Raw genomic sequence first — 7,843 nt, 5'->3', positions numbered from 1 at the left:
CGGAGCTCGCCCTCGCCCTCTGGTCGGCCAGAGGCGCGCGCCGGATTCCGCCATTCGTGGCTGTCGGAGACCCCGGGGTGTTCGCGTCGCGGGCGGCGCTCCTCGGGATCGATCTCCCGCTTGCCGAGACGGAGCCGGAGGGGGCGCTTGCGCTGTTCTCCGACCGTTTTCCGATCTACCCCGTCGGCGCGCCATGCCGGGCCGAGCCGGGCCGCGCCTCCGTCGAGGACGCCGCTTCCGTCATCGCCGCGATCCGTGACAGCGTCGAACTGGTCCATGGCGGCCGCTGCTCCGCCGTGGTCACCCTGCCGATCGCCAAGGCCCCGCTGGTCGCATCCGGCTTTCCGCACCCGGGCCACACGGAATATCTGGGCGCCCTCGCGGAATCGCTCTGGGGAGCTCCGGCGCGCGCCGTCATGCTGCTGTGGTCCGAGGCGCTCGCGGTGGTTCCGGTCACGGTCCACATCCCCCTCGCCGAGGTTCCCGCCCGGCTGACGGAGGACGCCATCGTGGAGACCGCGCGGATCGTGGCGCGCGACCTGCGCGGCCGCTTCGGCGTCGAGGCGCCCCGATTGGCGGTCGCCGGTCTCAACCCGCACGCGGGCGAGAACGGCGTGCTTGGTCACGAGGACGAGGCGATCGTCGCGCCCGCCGTGCGCCGCCTGCAGGCGGAAGGCATCGACGCCAAGGGCCCCCTGCCGGCGGACACGATGTTCCACGCCGCCGCGCGCGCCCGCTACGACGTGGCGCTCGCCATGTATCACGACCAGGCGCTCATCCCGGTGAAGACCCTCGCCTTCGACACCGCAGTCAACGCGACGCTCGGCCTGCCCTTCGTGCGGACGTCCCCTGATCACGGTACGGCCTTCGACATCGCGGGCTCCGGGACCGGCGATCCCGAAAGCCTGCTCGCGGCGCTGCGGCTGGCGCAGCGACTGACCGGCGGGCCGGCGTCGGCGTGAGCCCGATCGACGATCTGCCGCCGCTGCGCGAGGTCATCCGCCGCCACGAACTGGCGGCGAAGAAGTCGCTCGGCCAGAATTTCCTGCTCGACCTCAACCTTACCGCCCGCATCGCGCGCGCCGGCGGACGGCTAGAAGGCGTGACGGTCGTCGAGGTCGGCCCGGGCCCGGGTGGCCTGACGCGGGCGCTGCTCGCCGAGGGCGCCAAGCGCGTCGTCGCCATCGAGAAGGATTCGCGCGCGCTCGGGGCCCTAGCCGAGATCGCCGCGCGCTATCCGGGGCGGCTCGACATCATCGAGGGCGATGCGCTTGAGGTCGACATGGCGGCCCTCGCCGGCGAAGGTCCGGCGCGGGTGATCGCCAACCTGCCCTACAACATCGCGACGCCGCTGCTGACCGGCTGGGTCGCCGCCGACCGCTGGCCCCCCTGGTGGGACGGGCTGACCCTGATGTTCCAGCGCGAGGTCGCCGAACGCATCGCCGCAAAACCCGGAGACGAGGCCTACGGACGGCTCGCCGTGCTCTGCGGATGGCGTTGCGAGACCAACATCGCGTTCGACGTGAACCCGCAGGCGTTCACGCCGCCGCCGAAGGTGACGTCCTCCGTGGTCCGGCTGACGCCGCGCGAGAACCCCCTGCCCTGTGCGGTCCGGGATCTGGAGGCCGTCACCCAGGCGGCGTTCGGTCAGCGTCGCAAGATGCTGCGCCAGAGCCTGAAGAGCCTCGGCGACGCCGCAGCCCTGCTCGCGGAAGCCGGCATCGAGCCGACCCGGCGGGCGGAGGAGATCCCGGTCGAAGGCTTCGTGGCGCTCGCCAACGCGCTGGGCGCCCGGCGATAGCCGATCGTCCTCAGGACGGCTGCAGGTCCGCGAGATCCCTGATGAGACCCGCCGCGAAATCCGTGATGGCCGGCCGGCGGGCCCGGCGAACCCGCTCGGCGTGGAGCACGGCGCGCAGTTCGTTCAGGCAGCGCTCGAAATCGTCGTTGATGACCGCGTAGTCGTATTCGTCGACATGGCCGATCTCCACCGCGGCGTTGCGCAGGCGGCTTGCGATCACCTCCGGGGAATCCTCCGCCCGACGTTCCAGCCGCGAGCGGAGCTCCGCGGCGGAGGGCGGCAGCACGAAGACGGTGGCGACGTCCGCGCGCATCTTCTCGCAGACCTGCTTGGTGCCCTGCCAGTCGATGTCGAACAGCACGTCGCGGCCTTCGGCCAGCGCTTTCTCAACCGGCTCGCGCGGGGTGCCGTAGCAGTTGCCGTGGACCTCGGCCCATTCGAGCAGTTCGCCGGCGTCCTTCATGGCGTCGAATTCGCGCTGCTTGAGGAACCGGTAATGCACGCCGTCGGCCTCGCTCGGGCGCCGGGCGCGCGTGGTCGCCGAGATCGAGAGCGTGATCTCGGAATCGGTATCGAGGAGCGCCCGCGTGAGGGTCGATTTTCCCGCGCCCGACGGCGAGGACAGGATCAGCAGCACGCCGCGACGCGGGAGCGCCGCAAGCTGCTCGGACGGGGGCGTCATCTCGGTCACTCCACGTTCTGGACCTGCTCGCGGAACTGCTCGACCACGGCCTTGAGCTCAAGGCCGATCGCGGTCAGCGAGCGATCGTTCGACTTCGCGCAGAGAGTGTTGGCCTCGCGGCTGAACTCCTGCGCCAGAAAATCCAGCCGGCGACCGACGGCTCCGCCTTCAGCGATCAAAGCGCGCGCCGCCTCCACGTGCGCCGCAAGCCTGTCGAGCTCCTCGCGCACGTCCGCCCTGGTTGCGAGCAGCACAGCCTCCTGGTGCAGACGGTCAGGGTCGAGCGTGGCCCCGGTCCCGACCAGCGCCGCCACCTGTTCCGCGAGCTTGCGACGCACCGCCTCCGGCGTGCGAGCCGGACAGGCGTCCGCGCGCATCGTGAGCTCGGCGATCGTCGTGAGCCGCTGGTCGAGCGTGGCCGCGAGCGCGGCCCCTTCGCCCGCCCGGGCCTGCGCGAGAGCCTCCAGGGCGACCCGGAAATCCTCGATCAGCGCCGCCTCGAGGCGGGCGCGTTGATCAGGGTCGTCGCCGGCTTCAACGAACTCCACGACGCCGCGCTGCGCCAGCAGCCCGTCGACCGTCGGGGGCGCTGCGCCCGGCACACGCGCGGCCACGGCGGCGGCAGCCGCGAGAACCGCCTGCAGTGCGTCCTCGTTGATCCTGACCTCGGCCTTCGTCATCGCCCGGTCGAGCGTGAGCGAGGCCTGGACCGCGCCCCGCTTCAGCCGCGCCGCGGCCTCTCCTCGAGCCGCCTGCTCGACGCCCTCATAGCCCTGGGGGAGACGAAACCGCAGATCCAGGCCCTTGGCGTTGACGCTGCGCAGCTCCCACGTCCAGCGCGCGCCGTCGAGGCCGCCCGCCGCGCGCGCAAAACCGGTCATGCTGGCGAGGACCATTGGCGACCTTTCATCACAGGAGGACGACGAGAGGCGTTCTTTGAGCACAGAGCCAGCGCGACCGCGAGCGCGGACGACGAGAATCCCGAGGGCGCGCGGTTCGTGCGGCTAGGGCCGACGCGGCTTGCGGGGCTCGTTCTTGGAAGGAGGGGTGGACGAAGAGGCGGCCGCGCCAGTCTCGTCGGGGTCGATCGCGCCGCCGGCTTCCGGCGCTTCGGCGGCGGCGTCGTCCGGCGTCAGGCGATCGGCCGGCGCGGCGCTGGCGCGCTCCAGCTTCCGCCACTTCGCCACGTTGCGGTTGTGCTCAACGAGCGTCGGAGCGAAGGCGTGGCCCCCCGTGCCGTCCGCCACGAAGTAGAGGTCGCGGGTTTCGGGCGGCTGAGCCGCCGCCTTCAGCGCGTCCCGTCCGGGGTTGGCGATGGGGCCCGCCGGCAATCCCGAAACCACATAGGTGTTGTAGGGCGTCTTCGAGCGGATGTCGGTGCGGTTGAGGCTGCGGCCTAGGGTGCCGCGGCCGCCCACGAGGCCGTAGACGATCGTTGGATCGGACTGCAGGCGCATGCCCTTCCTGAGCCGGTTCGCGAACACCGCCGCCACCAGCGGCCGCTCCTCGGGGATGCCTGTCTCCTTCTCCACCAACGAGGCGAGGATGATGAGGTCCTGCGGCGTCTTCACGCCGGGGATCGGCTTCCGGTCCTTCCAGATCTGCGCCACGGCCTCCTTCTGGTGCTGCTGCATGCGGGCGATGACCTGCTCGCGCGAGGTGCCGCGCACGAAGTTGTAGGTCTCGGGCAGCAGGGTGCCTTCCTCGGGGATCTCCTTGATCTCCCCGGTCAGCAGCGGATGGTCGCGCAGGCGCTCGACGATCTGGAGACTGGTCAGGCCTTCAGGGATGGTGATCGGGTGCTCGATCGACTTGCCCGAGGCGAGGATGTCCATCGCCTCATGCATGCTGACGCGAGCCGGGAAAGCATATTCGCCGAACCGCAGCCGGTCGTGCACGCCATAGGCCCGCACCCCGATCTCGAACACCCGCGGGTGCTCGATCACGCCGGCGCGCTGCAGCGAGTCGGCGATGTCCGCCACGCCCTGGTTGCGCGCGATCATGACTGTGGTCTCGGCCGCGAGCGGACCCGGGCGCTCGAAGAGCGACTTGCCGTAATAGAGCGCGCCGCCGGCGCACAGCGCCAGCAGGCTGAGGAAGGTGAACAGACCGCTCAGATAGCCGACAAGCGCGCTGTCGCGCCGCCGCCGCCTTGGCTTGCCTGCGGCCGGGGAAGCGGCCACGGGCTTGGCGTCCTCGGAAGCAGGCGCCGAAGCCTCGCTGGCGGCAGGCTGAGGGGACGGGTTCGAGGAGACGAGCCGCGGCCGAGGCGCGCCGGCGCCGCTGGCGCCCCCAATGCTTCCCTTGGGATCCGGTGGGGCGCCCTCGCTCGACACAGTCGGTCCTCCTCTCGCCAGGTCAGACGTCCGCCCTGGCGGTTCTCGCGCGAAGCTCGGCCGGGATTATGGCGAAGGTCGCCACGGCCGCCTGGAACGTGTCAGGCGGCGTAGCGCCGGAACACGAGCGACGCGTTGGTGCCGCCGAAACCGAAGGAGTTCGATAGGGCGACGTCGATGGACAGCGGCTTCGCCTTGTGCGGAACCAGGTCCAGCGCGGTCTCGACGGACGGATCATCGAGATTGAGGGTCGGAGGCGCCACCTGGTCGCGGATCGCCAGCACGGAGAAGATCGCCTCGACCGCCCCGGCCGCGCCGAGCAGATGGCCGATCGCCGACTTGGTCGACGACATGGTGATCTTGCCTGCGGCGTTGCCGACCAGCCGCGTCACGGCTCCGAGCTCGATCTCGTCGCCCAGCGGCGTCGAGGTGCCGTGGGCGTTGATGTAGTCGATCTCGCTCGGCTCCACGCCGGCCCGCTTCAGAGCCGCTTTCATGCAGCGGAAGGCGCCGTCGCCATCCATCGCCGGCGCGGTGATGTGATAGGCGTCGCCCGACATCCCGTAGCCGACCACTTCGCCGTAGATCTTCGCGCCGCGGGCCCGAGCGTGCTCAAGCTCCTCGAGCACCACGATCCCCGCGCCCTCGCCCATGACGAAGCCGTCGCGCAGCTTGTCGTAGGGACGCGAAGCGCGCTCCGGCTCGTCGTTGAACGCCGTGGAGAGCGCACGGCACGCGGAGAAACCCGCCACCGCGATCCGGCAGATCGGAGATTCCGCGCCACCGGCGACCATCACGTCGGCGTCGCCGAGCGCGATGAGGCGCGAGGCGTCCCCGATCGCGTGAGCGCCGGTCGAGCAGGCCGTCACCACAGCGTGGTTCGGGCCCTTGAGGCCATGCCGGATCGACACCTGGCCCGACGCGAGGTTGATCAGCCGCCCAGGGATGAAGAAGGGCGAAATCCGCCGCGGGCCCTTGTCCCGAAGGATGTGGGCCGCCTCCTCGATGCCTTGGAGACCGCCGATCCCGGAGCCGATCAGCACGCCTGTCGCGCAGCGATCGTCCTCGGTCTGCGGAGCCCACCCGGCGTCGGCCAGCGCCTCCTCGGCCGCCGCCATCGCGAAGGTGATGAAATCATCGACCTTGCGCTGCTCTTTCGGCTCCAGAACAGCGTCGGCGTTGAAGGTGCCTTCGGAGCCGTCGCCGCGTGGAATCACGCCGGCGACCTTGGCGGGAAGATCGTCGACCTGGAACTGGTCGATCTTGCGGAGACCGCTCTCTCCCGCGATCAGCCGGCGCCAGACCGTCTCGACCCCGGCGCCCAGCGGGCAGACGATGCCGAGACCCGTGACGACGACCCGCCTCACGTCGTCGCCCCGAACGACAGAACCTCGTACAGCGTCATTCGCTTCAGCCCTCGCTCAGGCTCAGGCCTGAGCGGCGTTCTTCTCGAGGAAGCGCGTCGCGTCGCCGACCGTCAGGATCGTCTCAGCCGCGTCGTCCGGGATCTCGCAACCGAACTCTTCTTCGAACGCCATGACGAGTTCGACGGTGTCGAGGCTGTCCGCGCCAAGGTCGTCAATGAAGCTGGCGTTCTCGGTCACCTTCTCGGCGTCAACGCCGAGATGCTCGATCACGATCTTCTTCACGCGTTCGGCAATGTCGCTCATCGTTCTCAATCCCTGGCTAGTTCCGTTCGGAAGATCGTCCCGCCGGACAGACGATCCGGACAATTTCGTCCGGTCGCGATTCCCCCGGGCGGGCTTTTTGAAGGCGCAGCGCAGTCCGGGCAACGTTTTTTGTCGAAACCGTCGCCGGATGCGGAAAAATAAAGCACGCCGAGCGGGGCGTTATCCCCTCAAGACGGCGGGTTCGTAGCATGATCCCAACACCCGCGCCAGACGCCCGGCGCGGCTCGGAATCCGTCAGATCATCGCCATTCCGCCGTTCACATGCAGGGTCTGGCCCGTCACGTAGGCGGCCTCGCCGCTTGCCAGATAAACGGCGGCCGCAGCCACGTCCGGGCCAACCCCGAAGCGGCCGGCGGGGATGCGCTCCAGGGCGCCGGCGCGCTGCTTCTCGTTGAGCGCGTCCGTCATCGGGCTCTCGATGAAGCCCGGCGCGATGCAGTTCACGGTGACGTTACGGCTCGCCACCTCGGCGGCGAGCGACTTCGACATGCCGATCAGCCCAGCCTTCGAGGCCGCGTAGTTCCCCTGGCCCGGATTGCCGGTCACGCCGACCACGGACGTGATTCCGATCAGCCGGCCGTAGCGGCGCTTCATCATGCCCTTCAGCGCCGCCCGATAAAGTCTGAAGCCAGCGGCGAGATTGACCGCGATGACCTCCGACCACTCTTCGTCCTTCATGCGCAGGAAGAGGTTGTCCCGCGTCACCCCGGCGTTGTGGACGAGGATGTCGAGGCCGCCCAGCGCGGCTTCGGCCTCGCCCGGAAGCGCGTCGACCGCCGCCTCATCCTTCAGGTTCGCGGGGAGCACGTGGGCCCGCTCCCCGAGATCGGCGGCGAGCGCCTCCAGCGCTTCGCGCCGGGTGCCCGAGAGCGCGACCGTCGCTCCCTGGGCGTGCAGCGCGCGGGCGATCGCCCCCCCGATGCCGCCGGTCGCGCCGGTGACGAGGGCGTAGCGGCCCGTGAGATCGAACATGGCGGTTCTCCGGATCAGACGACGGTCGCGAACAGGCCTTCGGCGCGGATGCGCTGGACGTCCTCGGGCGAGCCGACCGACTCGCCTGACGCTTCCGGGGCCACCCGCTTGACGAGGGTCGACAGGACCTTGCCGGCGCCGACCTCGATGAAGCGCGTAACCCCCGCGCCCGCCATGAACGCCATCGACTCGCGCCAGCGCACGGCGCCCGTGACCTGCTCGACGAGCCGGGCGCGGATCGCTTCCGGGTCGGTCAGGGGGCTGGCGGTGACGTTGGCCACGACGGGCGCGCGCGGGGCGCTGATCTTCACGCCGGCGAGCGCCTCGCGCATCGCTTCGGCCGCAGGCTGCATCAGCGCGC

The 7,843-nt window shown here is 70.3% G+C and carries 9 protein-coding genes; 2 read left to right on the top strand and 7 right to left on the bottom strand.

All coding sequences use genetic code 11. From position 1 onward, the window contains the following. Both pdxA and rsmA read left to right on the top strand, forming a co-directional pair. The coding region (gene pdxA / locus ACIKT0_RS09680) for a 4-hydroxythreonine-4-phosphate dehydrogenase PdxA (protein ID WP_407105149.1) at positions 1–962 on the top strand (962 nt) is incomplete at its 5' end. Continuing rightward, positions 959–1,801 carry a 16S rRNA (adenine(1518)-N(6)/adenine(1519)-N(6))-dimethyltransferase RsmA gene (rsmA, locus tag ACIKT0_RS09675; RefSeq protein WP_407105148.1) on the top strand — a complete coding sequence of 281 codons (843 nt, stop codon included), beginning with the start codon at positions 959–961 and terminating at the stop codon, positions 1,799–1,801. The genes pdxA and rsmA, both read left to right, overlap by 4 nt. Before the next feature lie 10 nt (positions 1,802–1,811). On the opposite strand, the gene gmk is transcribed toward rsmA, so the two are convergent. From gmk to ACIKT0_RS09640, 7 genes are all read right to left on the bottom strand, one after another. Continuing rightward, entirely contained in the window at positions 1,812–2,483 is a 672-nt protein-coding gene (gene gmk / locus ACIKT0_RS09670; protein WP_407105147.1) for a guanylate kinase, read from the bottom strand. A 5-nt stretch (positions 2,484–2,488) separates the two neighbouring features. Next, positions 2,489–3,379, bottom strand: coding sequence for a YicC/YloC family endoribonuclease (locus ACIKT0_RS09665; RefSeq protein WP_407105145.1), 891 nt, complete (start codon positions 3,377–3,379; stop codon positions 2,489–2,491). Positions 3,380–3,487: 108 nt separating this feature from the next. Beyond that, positions 3,488–4,666, bottom strand: a complete 1,179-nt coding sequence (mltG, locus tag ACIKT0_RS09660; RefSeq protein WP_407105144.1) for an endolytic transglycosylase MltG — start codon at positions 4,664–4,666, stop codon at positions 3,488–3,490. 254 nt (positions 4,667–4,920) lie between these two features. Continuing rightward, positions 4,921–6,186 carry a beta-ketoacyl-ACP synthase II gene (gene fabF / locus ACIKT0_RS09655; protein ID WP_183396314.1) on the bottom strand — a complete coding sequence of 422 codons (1,266 nt, stop codon included), beginning with the start codon at positions 6,184–6,186 and terminating at the stop codon, positions 4,921–4,923. Positions 6,187–6,246: 60 nt separating this feature from the next. Further along, positions 6,247–6,489: an acyl carrier protein gene (locus tag ACIKT0_RS09650; protein WP_131001824.1), complete on the bottom strand. Its 243-nt coding sequence runs from the start codon at positions 6,487–6,489 to the stop codon at positions 6,247–6,249. 255 nt (positions 6,490–6,744) lie between these two features. Further along, entirely contained in the window at positions 6,745–7,482 is a 738-nt protein-coding gene (gene fabG / locus ACIKT0_RS09645; protein WP_407105143.1) for a 3-oxoacyl-[acyl-carrier-protein] reductase, read from the bottom strand. Positions 7,483–7,496: 14 nt separating this feature from the next. Next, positions 7,497–7,843: ACP S-malonyltransferase (locus ACIKT0_RS09640; RefSeq protein ID WP_407105142.1), on the bottom strand; the 347-nt coding region annotated here is incomplete at its 5' end.

Origin of the sequence: Hansschlegelia beijingensis, assembly GCF_045505405.1 — a bacterium.
GTDB lineage: Bacteria > Pseudomonadota > Alphaproteobacteria > Rhizobiales > Methylopilaceae > Methylopila > Methylopila beijingensis_A.
The sequence above is the reverse complement of the archived record's forward strand: the minus strand, read 5'-3'. Positions and strand labels throughout refer to the sequence as shown.